General features: G+C 48.0%; 18 protein-coding genes. 15 read left to right on the top strand and 3 right to left on the bottom strand.

Annotated features, from left to right (window positions below; genetic code table 11):
* The first annotated feature begins 75 nt into the window (after nt 1-75).
* Nucleotides 76-411 (top strand): ArsR/SmtB family transcription factor, encoded by a 336-nt coding sequence (locus tag ACFYU8_RS22785; RefSeq protein ID WP_390304079.1) that lies wholly within the window; start codon nt 76-78, stop codon nt 409-411.
* A 21-nt stretch (nt 412-432) separates the two neighbouring features.
* Here the strand turns inward: ACFYU8_RS22785 and ACFYU8_RS22790 are convergent, their stop codons facing one another.
* Entirely contained in the window at nt 433-684 is a 252-nt protein-coding gene (locus ACFYU8_RS22790) for a glutaredoxin family protein (protein ID WP_106841958.1), read from the bottom strand.
* Nucleotides 685-854: 170 nt separating this feature from the next.
* On the opposite strand from ACFYU8_RS22790, the gene ACFYU8_RS22795 reads away from it, so the two are divergent.
* The 14 genes from ACFYU8_RS22795 (at nt 855) to ACFYU8_RS22860 (ending at nt 13126) form a co-directional block, all read left to right on the top strand.
* A complete protein-coding gene (locus tag ACFYU8_RS22795; RefSeq protein WP_390304081.1) occupies nt 855-1115 on the top strand; it encodes a gamma-type small acid-soluble spore protein in 261 nt (86 codons plus the stop codon).
* A gap of 157 nt (nt 1116-1272) precedes the next feature.
* Complete coding sequence (gene acpS, locus ACFYU8_RS22800) at nt 1273-1659, top strand: holo-ACP synthase (protein ID WP_390304083.1); 387 nt, start codon at nt 1273-1275, stop codon at nt 1657-1659.
* Nucleotides 1660-1903: 244 nt separating this feature from the next.
* Nucleotides 1904-2941 (top strand): outer membrane lipoprotein-sorting protein, encoded by a 1038-nt coding sequence (locus ACFYU8_RS22805; RefSeq protein ID WP_390304085.1) that lies wholly within the window; start codon nt 1904-1906, stop codon nt 2939-2941.
* Nucleotides 2942-3505: 564 nt separating this feature from the next.
* Entirely contained in the window at nt 3506-4903 is a 1398-nt protein-coding gene (locus ACFYU8_RS22810) for a coiled-coil domain-containing protein (RefSeq protein ID WP_390304087.1), read from the top strand.
* A gap of 184 nt (nt 4904-5087) precedes the next feature.
* Nucleotides 5088-5528 (top strand): hypothetical protein, encoded by a 441-nt coding sequence (locus ACFYU8_RS22815; protein ID WP_390304089.1) that lies wholly within the window; start codon nt 5088-5090, stop codon nt 5526-5528.
* Nucleotides 5529-5530: 2 nt separating this feature from the next.
* Nucleotides 5531-6733, top strand: a complete 1203-nt coding sequence (alr, locus tag ACFYU8_RS22820; RefSeq protein ID WP_390304091.1) for an alanine racemase — start codon at nt 5531-5533, stop codon at nt 6731-6733.
* 230 nt (nt 6734-6963) lie between these two features.
* Nucleotides 6964-7263: a CopG family ribbon-helix-helix protein gene (locus ACFYU8_RS22825; protein WP_007721089.1), complete on the top strand. Its 300-nt coding sequence runs from the start codon at nt 6964-6966 to the stop codon at nt 7261-7263.
* Between the two features lie 3 nt (nt 7264-7266).
* Nucleotides 7267-7617: a type II toxin-antitoxin system PemK/MazF family toxin gene (locus ACFYU8_RS22830; RefSeq protein WP_005830205.1), complete on the top strand. Its 351-nt coding sequence runs from the start codon at nt 7267-7269 to the stop codon at nt 7615-7617.
* A gap of 211 nt (nt 7618-7828) precedes the next feature.
* Nucleotides 7829-8257 (top strand): anti-sigma regulatory factor, encoded by a 429-nt coding sequence (locus tag ACFYU8_RS22835; protein WP_390304093.1) that lies wholly within the window; start codon nt 7829-7831, stop codon nt 8255-8257.
* A gap of 5 nt (nt 8258-8262) precedes the next feature.
* Complete coding sequence (locus ACFYU8_RS22840; RefSeq protein WP_390304095.1) at nt 8263-9264, top strand: PP2C family protein-serine/threonine phosphatase; 1002 nt, start codon at nt 8263-8265, stop codon at nt 9262-9264.
* 24 nt (nt 9265-9288) lie between these two features.
* Complete coding sequence (locus tag ACFYU8_RS22845; protein ID WP_106841967.1) at nt 9289-9615, top strand: anti-sigma factor antagonist; 327 nt, start codon at nt 9289-9291, stop codon at nt 9613-9615.
* Nucleotides 9615-10109, top strand: a complete 495-nt coding sequence (gene rsbW, locus ACFYU8_RS22850) for an anti-sigma B factor RsbW (protein ID WP_390304097.1) — start codon at nt 9615-9617, stop codon at nt 10107-10109. Before ACFYU8_RS22845 ends, rsbW begins: the two co-directional genes overlap by 1 nt.
* Nucleotides 10078-10866: an RNA polymerase sigma factor SigB gene (sigB, locus tag ACFYU8_RS22855; RefSeq protein ID WP_390304099.1), complete on the top strand. Its 789-nt coding sequence runs from the start codon at nt 10078-10080 to the stop codon at nt 10864-10866. The genes rsbW and sigB overlap by 32 nt, the downstream gene beginning before the upstream one ends.
* A 97-nt stretch (nt 10867-10963) precedes the next feature.
* Complete coding sequence (locus tag ACFYU8_RS22860; RefSeq protein WP_390304101.1) at nt 10964-13126, top strand: Tex family protein; 2163 nt, start codon at nt 10964-10966, stop codon at nt 13124-13126.
* A 25-nt stretch (nt 13127-13151) separates the two neighbouring features.
* On the opposite strand, the gene cmpA is transcribed toward ACFYU8_RS22860, so the two are convergent.
* Both cmpA and ACFYU8_RS22870 read right to left on the bottom strand, forming a co-directional pair.
* Entirely contained in the window at nt 13152-13274 is a 123-nt protein-coding gene (cmpA, locus tag ACFYU8_RS22865; RefSeq protein WP_390304103.1) for a cortex morphogenetic protein CmpA, read from the bottom strand.
* A 76-nt stretch (nt 13275-13350) separates the two neighbouring features.
* Entirely contained in the window at nt 13351-13689 is a 339-nt protein-coding gene (locus ACFYU8_RS22870) for a hydrolase/acyltransferase (protein WP_390304105.1), read from the bottom strand.
* Nucleotides 13690-13862 lie beyond the last annotated feature (173 nt).

The raw sequence follows: 13862 nt of genomic DNA on the forward strand, positions 1-13862 counted from the left end.
GTTCCTATCTTCCCCATCATATAAGCCATATAGTATACTGATAAGCAGATATGTAAGGCAAAGGTGGGTATCCTTATGGAAATGGATTTGATGCAGGTACTGTTTTTGTCAGAGACTTATAAGCTACTTGGTGACAAGACGCGCTTGACGATCATGGCTCTCCTGCAAGTACAGTCCTTATGTGTCCGTGATCTCGTAGAAATTTTGCAAACTTCCCAGCCTTCTGTTTCTCAGCACTTGGCTAAGCTAAAAACTCATGGTTTGGTCAAAGAGCGCCGGAAGGGACCATGGGTATATTACTCCGTTAATACGGAATGCGGTCCTGAAGTGAAGCAAATTTTGTCTAACTTGCCGGACATGTCGCCAGTCGTCAAACAAAAATCAGCCGCAAGTGAACCTTCATTTGGCTGATCAGTTGTAAAAAGCGTTGGATCAATTGAGATCCAACGCTTTTTTTAGTTCTTCCTTGTCAAATCCGTGGATGACAATTTGCTCGCCGTTTTCCTTCTCAATATAGGTGACGGGTGTCATGCTGGCACCTAGTTGAATGGCTTCCTGAAAATAAGCTTCGTTCTGACGGATGTCCCTGTCCTCGAATGCCACATTGTTTGAAGTCAGCCACATTTTTTCTTCCTGACAAGGACCGCAAGTGACTTGGGTATAGATGATGACCTTATGAGCCATATAGAATTGCTCCTTTCACAAGCTTGAGTAAGCCTTGCACTTTCCAATATGCCTGAATGGTCACAACAAAGCAAGTGCAACCACAATGTGATTTGGAAAGATTAGGATGGATACGCAAATGGGGGGAGGTACAAATTATATTCAGTGACGTCGAGGAGGTGAATGGAACGATGCCTAAACAAAACAAACAAGCTGGTATGAGCAAAGCGAACCAAGCTAGCCAAGCAGCTAACACTGCGACTGAATTCGCAAGTGAAACAAACGCAACAGAGGTTCGTCGTCAGAACCAACAATCCGCTCAACAATCTGCACAAAGCGCTGCTTCCCAAAACGCTGCGACTGAATTCGCAAGTGAAACAAACGTTGCGGAAGTTCGCCGTCAAAACCAACAATCGGCTGCGCAACAATCTTCTGGCCAAGCTACTGAGTAGTAGCCAGCGGACAAAGACCCTCGCAATTTGCGGGGGTTTTCTTATTTTTTACGTAAAGTCTATGCGCTGAAATGTGGTTTCTATCCTCGCACTTGCAAAAGCGTGGAAGTGGATGATACTGTGATTCGTAAATCAGCCCACTAGGAGGCAATTGCTCATGATCATTGGAACAGGCGTAGACATTGTGGAGATAGAGCGCATCGCTACTTTGATAAAAAGACAAGAGAATGCGATCAAACGCTTTTTGACCACAGATGAACAACAGCTCCTGCATGGAAAGTCAGAGACGAGACAGGTGGAAATGGTTGCAGGCAGATTTGCTGCCAAGGAAGCGGGAGCAAAGGCTCTTGGCACAGGCATTGGTGCTGTACTTAGCTTTTTGGATATGGAAATCCTCCCGAATCATATGGGCAAGCCGGTCATGACCATAAAGAACGAGGTGTACAGTAAACTTGATCTGGACCCAGCTCGCGTTCATATTCATGTGAGCATTTCACATAGCCAGACGCATGCGATTGCGCAAGTAATTGTAGAAGAACGATAAACTTGTCTGCATATTGGGACGAGGATGGACATACATTTATATCGCGTAGATCAGGAGGGACTACCTGCTCTTACACAGGAAGGCTAAGTCTGTAGCCGATCAAAGCGATATATCGCCAACTTCGTATCCATTCGCAACCATTGACACGATGTGCGCTGCATAGGCGAGAGACTGACAGATTTCCCAGGAAATAGACAGGGATGCCCTTCTTTGTCGAAAATGTTGACAAGGAGGAGTTCATTGAATGAAACGGGTAGCTTTACCACTGGTGTTATTGTTGGTTTTCACCCTGTTCCTCGGCGGTTGTTTCGGTCAGAAAACACCAGAAGATGTGGTGAGCGACCTGAACGGTACGCTGGGAAAAATGACTGGGTACAAGTCTCAGGCTGTTTTGACCATGCAGACAGGCTCTACCCCCATGGAGTACGATGTTCAGGTTTGGTATGAAAAGCCAACCAACTATCGGGTAGCTCTCACCTCGAAGCAGCGTGGCATTACACAAATCATCTTGCGTAACAATGAAGGCGTCTTTGTACTGACCCCGCATCTGAACAAGAGCTTCCGCTTCCAAAGTGGCTGGCCTGAGAACAACGGACCGTTGTATCTATACGAAACGCTGGCCAAGAGCATTATCGATGACACTGAGCGACAAATGAAGATGGATGAAAAACAGTATGTATTTGAAGTGAAAGCGAACTACAGCGGCAATCGTTCTTTGACCAAGCAAAAAATTTGGCTGACTGAAGATTTCAAACCGACGCACGCTGAAATCATGGATGCTAGCATGAATCCGCTCGTACGGATTGATTTCACTGATTTTTCGTTCAACCCTATGTTTGACAAAGATTCCTTTGACAAAGAGCGCAACATGACAACAAGCTCGATGACAACGATCCCAACAATGGCGCAAACAAATGGACAGGTCGTGAAACAACCAAACAGCCAATTCGGTGTCATCGTCCCTACGTATACGCCTGAAGGGGTTAAGCAAGGAGATATCGAGCCAGTTACCCGTGATGGGGAGAGAAAAGTCATCTTGACCTACAAAGGGGCATACAACTACAAGGTAATCGAAGGGCGCCCGACAGCAGCATCTGTGTCGTATGAACAAGGGATGCCTGTGAACCTCGGCTTTACGGTTGGTGTGCTTGCGCAGACAGGTGAGAATCAGCGACTTCTGACATGGGAGCTCGACGGCATTGAATATACAATCGCGGGGGATCTTCCAGAGGAAGAAATGGTGAATGTCGCACAGTCGACATATGGTCTCAGCGCGAAATAAAGTGGGGGAGAGGGGACGGTGATGGCCGTCCTCTTTTGTTTTCGCATTAGAAAGTGGCTGTAGCGGAGGGGAAGAAGCGCATTTCCAGTCTACGCTTCGACCTACGCCCTGCAAGGGGTTAGACTGTCCGCTCCAGAGGCGCTTGGACTGGAAATGCACTTCTTCCCAAGCGGCTTTGTCCCACTATTTGAGAAAAATACCCCCCTGTTGATACTCAAAGAATGATCTTCCTAAGTTTTTAAAGAAGCTTGACAACGCCTACCCAGTCGGAACTTCAAAAAGAGGACCACGCTTGTCGAACACTTCTTCTTTGAGAAACGTCCGCCCGTAGGGTGGCTTTGGCTCGACGGTCCTCTTTTTGAAGTGGAGACGGACAGTCAATCACCCACGCTGGCGTGTCAGAGTCGAAGAGAACTGTGCTTTTTCTTTTCCTCTACTACTCCTCGATTTTCCCTCAAGTTTTCCTTTTTTCTCAAACGGGAATCTAAAAATAACCATGTACACTTGGTCTTGTACCAAAGAGGCAGCACACTACACGAGCAATAACGAAAGGGTTGAGTGTATATGTTTAGCAAAGCGAAAATGGGAATGCTGATGGGAACGATGGCAGTGGTTCTGAGTCTGGGTAGCATAGGCGGAGCAATGGCAGCCGATTCAGCACAAACAACTTCATTGAATAAACCGACAGAAGTAAAATTCAAAACAGGAAAGATGGGCCAACACGTTGGAGTGGACTTCAAAGTAAATACAGAGCTTCTCTCCCTGTTGAAGCTGGATGCTGACAAGCTAAAAGAAGAGCTCCAGGCAGGGAAAACACTCGCAGCGATTGCACAAGCTCAGGGAGTCGACACAGCAGATGTCGTGGCACTTCTGGTTGAACAGCAAGAGGCCAAATTGAAGGAAGCAGTAGCGGCAGGCAAGCTGACGCAGGAGCAGGCAGATAAGCAGTCTGAAAATCTGAGCGATCGCGTAAAAGAACAAGTAGAAAACACAAAGCCGAATAAAGGCTTTGACAAAGGAGGAAATAAAGGCTTCGGTAAAGGAGGCTTCATCGGTGGCTTCGAGAAAAATGAAGAGCTGCTGTCCCTCTTGAAGCTGGATGCCGATAAACTCCAAGAAAAGCTGAAAGCTGAGAAATCGCTGGCGGCAATCGCAGAAGCCCAAGGCGTATCTCAGAATGATCTGGTGGCTCTGTTAGTAAAACAGCAGGAAGCCCAGCTGAAAGAGGCGGTAGCGGCAGGCAAGCTCAAGCAGGAGCAAGCCGACAAGATGAATGAAAATGCGAGCGAACGGGTAAAAGAAATGGTGCAAAACACGCATCATGGACGTGGACCGGGTAAAGGAATGGGCTTCGAGAAAAATGAAGAGCTGCTGTCCCTCTTGAAGCTGGATGCCGATAAACTCCAAGAAAAGCTGAAAGCTGAGAAATCGCTGGCGGCAATTGCAGAAGCTCAAGGCGTATCTGTAGATGATCTGGTTGCTCTGTTGGTAAAACAGCAGGAAGCCACGCTGAAAGAGGCGGTAAAAGCAGGCAAGCTCAAGCAGGAGCAAGCTGACAAGGTGAATGAAAATGCGAGCGAGCGGGTAAAAGAAATGGTGCAAAACACGCATCATGGACGTGGACCGGGTAAAGGAATGGGCATCGAGAAAAATGAAGAACTGCTGTCCCTCCTCAAGCTGGATGCAACCAAGCTGAAGGAAGAACAAAAAGCAGGGAAATCGTTGGCGACCATTGCTAAGGGGCAAGGTGTTGAAGTGGATGACGTCATCGAGCTCTTAGTAGGTCAGCAGGAAGCCAAGCTAAAAGAAGCGGTGGAGGCAGGCAAGCTCACGCAGGAGCAAGCAGACAAACGCAGCGAGGAATTGACAGCGATGGTGCAAAAGATGGTGGATGGCAGCTTTGAAAAAGTCGTTTTCCCAAGACATGACAAAGTGAAAAAAGACCAGGAGAAAACGAAGTAGAAATAACAGCAGGTGGGAGCTGATCCCATCTGCTTTTCTATTTTCTCAGGATTGGTCGATGAGGGCCGATTTGTACATAAAAACCAACGTGCGAATGAGATGAGGGGACAATCCGCGAATTGACACACAGCGGGAAAACACGATACATTCAGAGTAACTTATTGAATGAGGTGGCATGCTTTACATGAAGAAACCGTCTAACGAAGTTTTGTACGAGGAAGCATCGACCTACAAAGACATGCTCCTGCGAAAAAGCTGGAAAATGCGTATTAACGAGACTGTCATGTTTGTACTGGGGATGATGATTCTTTCTCAATTTTTCCCGACCAATGACACGAGATTCAAGGTGCTTGTTTTTGCCATTGCCATTGCTGTTGTTGGATTGTCTCCGTTTCTGTACAAATCGGTTTTTCGTCCGGTGTACAAGTTGACCAAGACCCACCTGATTATATCCATGTCAGGACAGGAAAAGAGCTACCCGCTATCTGAAGTCGAGCAAATTTATGAAGGCCGTCATTTTTATCGTGTAGGCGGCAAAAAGGAATCACTGATGGTTTCCAGGCAATTTCTCACCCACTTAAATGAGCGCTTGTTTTACTATAAAAAAGCGAACAAGAGGAGATAGGAATGAAATCGTTTTGTCGTGACACTTGGGTAGAGGTTGATCTGGATGCAATCCGGGCGAACCTCAAGACATTCAGACGCCATTTGCCAGAAAAAACAGGTATTATGGCTGTTGTGAAAGCAGACGGGTATGGCCATGGCGCTGTCCATGTCGGAAAAGAAGCGTTGGCGAGCGGTGCAGATTCACTTGCAGTCGCATTGCTCGATGAGGCGCTTGTTTTGCGGAAGGCAGGGATCACAGCTCCGATTTTGGTGCTGGGATACACACCTGTCGAATCCATCGTCACCGCAAGCGAGCTGGAAGTGGAGTTAACCGCATACAGTGTCGAATGGCTCACTAATGCGAACGACATTCTTCTGAAAAACGATCACAAACCTGTCGGGATTCATGTGAAGACCGATACGGGCATGGGGCGTTTGGGCGTTCGGACAAAGGAAGATCTGCTTGCGGTTGTACGTGCCCTTGAAGAATGCTCGAAGCTTAAGTGGACAGGCATTTTTACGCATTTTTCCTGCGCGGATGAACCAGATACAACCCATGTGCGACGACAACACGACTTGTTTCAATCCTTTTTGCAAGCACTGCGTGAAGCAAATAAAACATTACCGACGGTTCATTGCTGCAATACGGCTGCGGCTATCGCATTTCCCGATTGGGGGTATGATACGATTCGTTTAGGCATAGGTTTATACGGATTGTATCCTTCTTTGTACATGAAAGAACGTGCGGATGTCATTCTTGCCCCCGCCCTGGCGCTAAAGACCAGAATTGCCCACGTAAAGAAGGCAGATGAGCCATACACGGTCAGCTATGGTGCTACGTATGCAGCACAGTCTGACGAGTGGATCGCAACACTGCCGATCGGATACGCAGATGGCTATTCTCGTCTTTTGTCCAATCGTGGTGAGGTGTTGTACAATGGATCTCGCTACCCGATTGCAGGCAGAGTTTGCATGGATCAGATCATGGTCAGCCTGAATTCGACAGAAGCAGAGGTCAATGATGAGGTCGTCTTGTATGGTAAGCAGGGTGACGAGGAAATCTCCCTGGATGAAATTGCCGATTTGCTGGGAACAATCAATTACGAGGTTCCTTGTATGCTGAATTACCGAATTCCGCGCCTCTATTTGCGCGACCAGAAAGTTACGGACGTCTTTCACCCATTGACGATGAAACACTCGTCCTATGAAAATGTAAATAACTAGCAAGGAAATTCAGCAGGAATTTTCCCGTGGAACACGAATACTAGTTAAGCGAAAAAGCTGGCTTTTTTGGGTAAACGAAGTCTTCACCTACACCTTTGGATTGTTTACACTCACGTTTTCTCACCGAAAAAGCGCACAGTAGGTATATTTTTGCAATGGATTCGACATAATGGTATTGTTCATACTGGCTGTTCTTTCTAGAACTAGCATAGCGGATGGAAGTTACGGTCATGGTTGGAGGTGGATTTGTCTTGTCGAAGTCAAACACGAAACGCATCATGATCAGCTTGCCACAACACTTGCTTCAGGAAGTGGATGGCGTTATTCAAAAGGAAAAATCCAATCGCAGCGAGTTTATTCGTCAAGCGATGCATTTGTATTTGAAAGAGCGTAAAAAACGTACGATCCGTGAGACCATGCAAAAAGGGTACATGGAGATGGCGAAGATCAATCTGAATATGGCATCGGAGGCTTTTGGCGCTGAAGAAGAGGCTGACCATACTCTTGTCCGCTTAGTTAGCGGGGTGTGACTGGTGATTGTCAAACGTGGCGATGTGTTTTTCGCGGACCTGTCCCCGGTCGTTGGCTCTGAGCAAGGAGGCGTACGGCCTGTTTTAGTCATTCAAAACGACATTGGAAATCGATTTAGTCCGACGGTCATCGTCGCAGCCATTACGGCGCAGATTCAAAAGGCGAAGCTGCCTACGCATGTGGAAATTGACGCAAAAACTTATGGATTTGATCGTGACTCCGTTATTCTGTTGGAACAAATACGAACCATTGACAAACAACGTCTAACTGATAAAATTACGCATCTCGATGACGAGATGATGGATCGGGTTAATGAATCCTTGCAAATTAGTTTAGGACTCATTGATTTTTAACGTGTGAAAGAAGATCAGACTACTACTTGATAGGAAAAGCCACTTGAGTGAAGCAAGTGGTTTTTTGCTGTCAGATTTGCAGGGATTTTATAGGTGCACAGCGAAGTGTTCGAAAAGAGAATAAAAGACAAAAAGCGACACAATATGCATTATTTTTCGAGGTAGAGAAAAAACTCATTTCTACCTACCAAGCGAGGCGGAAGGGGTTTTTTTGGTTGTGGCAGACTATTTTCCTGAGACAATCAATATAGAACAAGAATCAGACATCGTGACGGCGCGACAAGTGGGCCGAAATATGTCGAAGCTGTTTGGCTTTGGTACGATCACGCAGTCCCGCATCGCCACGTCAATCTCCGAATTAGCTCGCAACATTTATTTGTATGCGGGTACGGGGACGATCACGATTTCGCCGGTTGAGCGCGAAGGAATGATCGGCTTGCAAATAACAGCGAATGACAACGGTCCAGGGATTCCTGATATTCGCCAGGCGTTAGATGATGGCTATTCGACTTCGGGTGCACTTGGAGCCGGATTGCCGGGTGTCAGGCGCATGATGGATGAATTTGAGATCCACAGTACCCAGGGGGAAGGGACACGTGTCGTTGTTGTGAAGTGGAGCGATCAAGTAAAGGAGGAATGAGATAGATGGTAACCCGGAGCTTCCAAGAAGAGTATGTAAAAATTCTTCGGGATTACCTGAGTGCTCAAGGGGAGGATCAGCTATACGGAGCCCAGCAGTTGGGCAAATGGATGCTTTCTCGAGATATTTCGCCAGAAGAAATAACAGATTTGCATGCGCGAGCGCTTGAGCAGCTCGGGGAAGTTCCAGAATTTGTGCGCTCCTCCTTCTCCATTTTGACAGAGGTCATGATTGAATACGGGAATGAGCACCGATCCGTAAACAGCTGGCGAAACAGGCATCAGCAAATGGAATCAGAAATAGCCGTGGCGAAAGCGATGCAGCAATCACTTTTGCCAAGTAAGGTTCCAGTCTATCCAGAGCTGGAGATTGGCGTAGTGAGTATTGCAGCGAAACAAATCTCGGGTGACTATTACGACTTCATCGGGCAAAATGAAGGGCATTTTGGCGTCGCCATTGCAGACATTACCGGAAAAGGAATGCCTGCTGCGATGTGTATGTCGATGGTGAAATATGCGATAGACAGCCTTGGACAAATGGAGCTGGGTCCCGATGAAATGCTGCACCATTTAAACCGGATTGTGGGAAGAAATATTGATCCGAGCATGTTTGTGACGATGTTGTTTGGCAGTTACGACTCGAAGGAACACTGTTTCCGTTACGCGACAGCAGGGCACGAGCCAGGATTTTTGTACAGGTCGGCCGAAGGGAAGTTTTACGATCTCGAAGGGCGAGGGAATGCACTCGGTTTATTCCCAAACAGTGAATACGAGGTTCAGGAGATTCGTTTAGAAATAAATGATGTTCTGATTCTTCTGACGGATGGTGTAACAGAATGCAAAAATAACCGATACTATTTGCAAAGGGAAGAGCTTGTACACCATTTGCAAAAAGAGGTGGGCGAACCTGCCCAGAAGATGGCAAGCGGCCTGTACAATAGACTGCTTCTGCTCTCCCAGTTTGATCTGCTGGATGATTACACCATGATTGTACTTCGAAGAACCTAAGCAACGTACGGGGGGTAGACGCAGATGGACCTGCTAATTCAGACAACGAGCCTTGAAACTGAGCACCGAGTGGTCCTTGGTGGAGATATTGATGCTTTTACAGCACCGAAAGTAAAGGAAACACTCATGTCACTCGTCACCAAGCCGGATATCAATCGCATTACGGTTGATTTGGAAGCAGTAGAATACATGGACAGTACCGGAATCGGAATTTTCATCGGGATTATGAAAGAGTGCATCCAACGAAATCGTACATTTGAGGTGCACAAATTGTCTCCGCGTGTGGAAAGGCTATTTCGCATCACTGGCTTATACGATCATATTGCCATCCGCAAAGGAGAGAGCGAGTAATGGGTCCAAATCGACCTCAGGCAGACGTAATTCAATTGACTTTGCCAAGCCAGGCGGAGTATTTGGGAGTAGCGCGTCTGACTGTATCCGGTGTAGCCAACCGTATGGGCTTTTCTTATGAAGAGATTGAGGATATCAAGCTTGCCGTCGGAGAAGCATGCACGAATGTAGTAAGACATGCATACAAGGAAATAGAGAATCCTGGCTCCATTCATATCCAATGCCACGTTTATGAAGATCGATTGGTGATCGAGGTAGGCGATCAGGGCGTTGGATTTTCAAATGAGCTCATTGCTGAGCAACTGACGCCGATTTATGCAGGGAAAAGCCTTGAGGATTTGGATGAGGGCGGGCTCGGGCTCTATCTCATTCACACGCTTATGGATGAAGTGGAGATTCGCTCTGAATCAGGAGTAGTAGTCTCCATGACCAAGTATGTTCGGCAGGATGGGGTGGCTGGCAATGACTGGACAATCTCGGAAGCAGAAATATAGTCCAGAGGAGTTGAAGGAGCTCATCCACCTGTATGGTGAAACAAAAGATCCTGCGATACAGGAACAGCTGGTGAGGGCCTATACTCCTCTTGTAGCATCGTTAGCGAAGAGGTTTGTTCGCGGACAAGTCATGTATGAAGACCTCGTGCAAGTCGGATTAATCGGCCTGCTTGCTTCCTTTCGTCGGTTCGACCCTAGTTTTGAGCGGACATTTGAGAGCTTTGCGATCCCGACTATCGTGGGGGAGATTAAACGCTATATTCGGGACAAGACATGGAGTGTCTATGTTCCGCGCAGAGTAAAGGAGCTGAGCCCGAAGATCAAACGGGTGGTAGACGAGCTCACGATCAAGCTGCAACGTTCTCCCCAAATTGCGGACATTGCCAACAGTCTCGGCGTTACAGAGGAAGCGATTCTGGAGACATTGGAGATGGGGCGCAGCTATCATTCCCTCTCCATGGACAGCGAACTGGAAGCGGATTTGGACGGCAACACCATTTCTTTACTCGACCTAGTTGGGTCGACGGAAGAAGGGTACGGAGCAGTCGAGCAGAATCTGATGCTGGAGCGGGCCCTGCAAATTTTGGATCATCGTGAAAAAGAAATCATTCAATTAACTTTTTATCAAAATTTGAGTCAGAAACAAGCGGGGGACATCATGGGGATGTCGCAGATGCATATTTCCCGCCTTCAGCGCAGGGCGTTGGGCAAGCTGAGAGAAGCATTGAAAGTGGAACAACTGGAAATCGTGAGGTAGAGGGGCCAAGTGGCTCCTCTTTTTTCTTCCCTTTTTCCAGTCCTTGTTAGCAAATGTGGTACAATAAACGACGAAGAATGAGCGCAGGAGGACAGGTATGGAGCTTACGTTGATGATCCAGACAATCGCCCAAGATACGGGTGTCAAACCTCACCAGGTGGAGCGTACGGTTGGCCTCCTGGATGAAGGAAACACGGTTCCTTTTATTGCCCGCTACCGCAAAGAAATGACGGGGCAGCTAGATGAAACACAAATTCGAGCGATTGAGGAACGCGTTCGCTATTTACGCAACCTGTCAGTGCGGAAGGAAGAAGTCGTTCGGCTCATCGATGAGCAAGGCAAGCTGACGGACGAGCTGCGCACAGCTATTGAGCGTGCGACAAAGCTGCAAGAGGTAGAAGACCTGTACCGCCCTTACCGTCAAAAACGCCGAACGCGTGCAACCATGGCCAAGGAGAAGGGACTAGAGCCACTTGCCAACTACCTCATGAGCTTACCGAAAACCGGGAGTCCGGAAGAAGAAGCAAAACCATATATCAACCCGGAAAAAGGCGTCGAGACGACGGAGCAAGCTTTGCAAGGAGCAATGGACATCGTGGCGGAGCTTTTGTCTGATGACCCAGAAATTCGCCAGTGGGTTCGTCAACGCTTCGTGCAAAAAGGATTGCTTCTAACGGAGCAGAAGGCCGAAGAAGCGGACGAGAAAAATGTATACCAAATGTATTACGCATATAGTGAGCCTCTGAAAAAGGTCGTTCCACATCGGGTACTGGCCATCAATCGGGGAGAAAACGAAGGCATTTTGAAGGTTTCCATAGAAGCACCTGTTGCAGAAATTCTGGCTTGGATGCAAAAACGCACCATTCCTCGCGATACAGTGGCTCGCAATCTGCTGACACTGACAGTCGAGGACGGGTATAAGCGTCTGATTGCACCTTCTATTGAACGGGAGGTGCGCGCCGAGCTGACAGAGGCAGCCGAGGAACGTGCTATTCACATTTTTGCAGAAAATCTGCGCAATCTGCTGCTTCAACCGCCTGTAAAAGGCAAAATCGTACTTGGGGTAGATCCGGCGTTTCGGACTGGCTGTAAGCTCGCCGTTGTAGACGAGACCGGCAAACTGCTGGAGGTTGCAGTCGTTTATCCGACCCCTCCGGCCAATAAAGTGGCGGAAGCTACAGTGAAAGTGAAGCAGTTGATTGAAACTTATGGGGTTACGGTTGTGGCGATTGGGAACGGTACTGCTTCGCGCGAGACAGAACAGTTCATTGCCACGCTACTGAAAGAGCTGAAGCGAGAGGTCATGTACATCATCGTGAACGAGGCAGGTGCATCTGTGTATTCCGCATCCACTCTGGCCAAGGAAGAATTCCCGGAACTGGATGTAGCAGAGCGAAGTGCAGCTTCGATCGCGCGCCGCTTGCAGGACCCACTCGCTGAGTTGGTCAAAATCGATCCGAAGTCCGTCGGGGTTGGTCAGTACCAGCATGATGTTTCCCAGTCGAGGCTGGCAGACAGTCTGCAGTTTGTGGTTGAGTCTGCCGTAAACCATGTCGGGGTAGATGTGAATACCGCATCTCCTTCTCTTTTGCAGTATGTATCAGGGATCAGCCGTCAAGTGGCGGGGAATATCGTGAAAAAACGGGACGAGATCGGGAAGTTCACGGAGCGCTCCCAATTGAAGGCGGTTCCGCGCTTGGGCGCTAAAACGTACGAGCAGTGTATCGGGTTTTTGCGCGTGATGGAGGGTGCGAATCCACTGGACAAAACGCCGATTCACCCGGAATCGTACGATGCGACTCATCAGCTATTGTCGATGCTGGGCATTAACGCTCATGAAATCGGCAGCGAGAACTGCAAGGAACGTATACAGTCTTTGGATGTAAAAGAGACCGCTTCAAAGCTCGGGATTGGTGAGCCAACGCTGCAAGACATTGTGGACAGCCTCTTGCGTCCTGGTCGCGACCCGCGTGACGAGCTGCCAAAACCACTCTTGCGAAGCGATGTCCTCCAGTTGTCAGATCTGAGTGTGGGCTTGAAGCTGCAAGGGACTGTGCGCAACGTGGTCGACTTCGGAGCGTTTGTGGATATCGGCCTGAAAAACGACGGTCTCGTGCACATTTCCCGTTTGAAGAAGGGCTTTGTCAAACATCCACTGGAAGTGGTGACCGTTGGCGATATCGTAGATGTATGGGTAGTAGAAATTGACGAGAAGCGTCAGCGTGTAGGGATGACCATGATCGCGCCAACGGAAGGATAAGAATGAACTAAAAGGCGGCCTCCTGTCAGTCAGGGTGGCCGCCATTTTTTTCTAAATATAAGAACCAGCAACTGTTGAGCACACGAATTTGGCGAACGTCCTTCCCATTAAAGGCACGTTGCAACTGCCTGCGCATCCATTGTGGCATGAAAGTACCTCCTGGAGATATTCGTCTATAGGCAATGTATGCGCAAAGACGAGCAGGAGGTGCCTAGAATTTTCATTTACTCTTCATCTTCGTGCAAAAACTCCAATTGGGCTTGCAGGGCACGGATCTCTGTCAATAAAGAGATGAGAGGATACTCTGTCTCTTGTAAAGCAGCGAAGCGACGCTCCAGACCACTGACGTACTCTAAACCATCCACGATCGAAAGCCCGCTCTCTAACCGCTCCACATCCGCACAGTCTGCTAGAACCGTAGGCAATTCCGGGCGTTCTGTGATCGTCAATTTGTCAATTTCCTTGTAAAGTCGTTTGAGTAGAGCAATTAATTGGTACATATGTGATTCGGGCAGCGAGACAAACTGTAGTCCGTCACGGGACTGCAACAACAAGTAACGCATGAACTCCTCCACCATTCTGTCTAAATGACCGTTTATTTGTGAAAAACGTCTCGACGTTTTTCATTAAACAGGATATGACCGCATGCGGTCAGCAAGTAAATGGTCACAAGCGTTTATTTGCACTCAGTGTAGCCTATCTGTCTGGCACTTTTCAACTGGAACTGCTATGGTGA

Origin of the sequence: Brevibacillus sp. NPDC003359, assembly GCF_042878995.1 — a bacterium.
In the GTDB taxonomy this organism is placed as follows: Bacteria; Bacillota; Bacilli; order Brevibacillales; family Brevibacillaceae; genus Brevibacillus.

Bases quoted from the DNA above. Each gene is read 5' to 3' on its own strand.
- rsbW (WP_390304097.1), top strand. From the start codon at position 9,615: ATGGGTCCAAATCGACCTCAGGCAGACGTAATTCAATTGACTTTGCCA.
- ACFYU8_RS22845 (WP_106841967.1), top strand. From the start codon at position 9,289: ATGGACCTGCTAATTCAGACAACGAGCCTTGAAACTGAGCACCGAGTG.
- ACFYU8_RS22810 (WP_390304087.1), top strand. From the start codon at position 3,506: ATGTTTAGCAAAGCGAAAATGGGAATGCTGATGGGAACGATGGCAGTG.
- alr (WP_390304091.1), top strand. From the start codon at position 5,531: ATGAAATCGTTTTGTCGTGACACTTGGGTAGAGGTTGATCTGGATGCA.
- ACFYU8_RS22795 (WP_390304081.1), top strand. From the start codon at position 855: ATGCCTAAACAAAACAAACAAGCTGGTATGAGCAAAGCGAACCAAGCT.
- ACFYU8_RS22860 (WP_390304101.1), top strand. From the start codon at position 10,964: ATGGAGCTTACGTTGATGATCCAGACAATCGCCCAAGATACGGGTGTC.
- ACFYU8_RS22870 (WP_390304105.1), bottom strand. From the start codon at position 13,689: ATGCGTTACTTGTTGTTGCAGTCCCGTGACGGACTACAGTTTGTCTCG.
- ACFYU8_RS22815 (WP_390304089.1), top strand. From the start codon at position 5,088: ATGAAGAAACCGTCTAACGAAGTTTTGTACGAGGAAGCATCGACCTAC.
- ACFYU8_RS22840 (WP_390304095.1), top strand. From the start codon at position 8,263: ATGGTAACCCGGAGCTTCCAAGAAGAGTATGTAAAAATTCTTCGGGAT.
- cmpA (WP_390304103.1), bottom strand. From the start codon at position 13,274: ATGCCACAATGGATGCGCAGGCAGTTGCAACGTGCCTTTAATGGGAAG.
- sigB (WP_390304099.1), top strand. From the start codon at position 10,078: ATGACTGGACAATCTCGGAAGCAGAAATATAGTCCAGAGGAGTTGAAG.
- ACFYU8_RS22785 (WP_390304079.1), top strand. From the start codon at position 76: ATGGAAATGGATTTGATGCAGGTACTGTTTTTGTCAGAGACTTATAAG.
- ACFYU8_RS22790 (WP_106841958.1), bottom strand. From the start codon at position 684: ATGGCTCATAAGGTCATCATCTATACCCAAGTCACTTGCGGTCCTTGT.
- ACFYU8_RS22805 (WP_390304085.1), top strand. From the start codon at position 1,904: ATGAAACGGGTAGCTTTACCACTGGTGTTATTGTTGGTTTTCACCCTG.
- ACFYU8_RS22825 (WP_007721089.1), top strand. From the start codon at position 6,964: ATGGTTGGAGGTGGATTTGTCTTGTCGAAGTCAAACACGAAACGCATC.
- acpS (WP_390304083.1), top strand. From the start codon at position 1,273: ATGATCATTGGAACAGGCGTAGACATTGTGGAGATAGAGCGCATCGCT.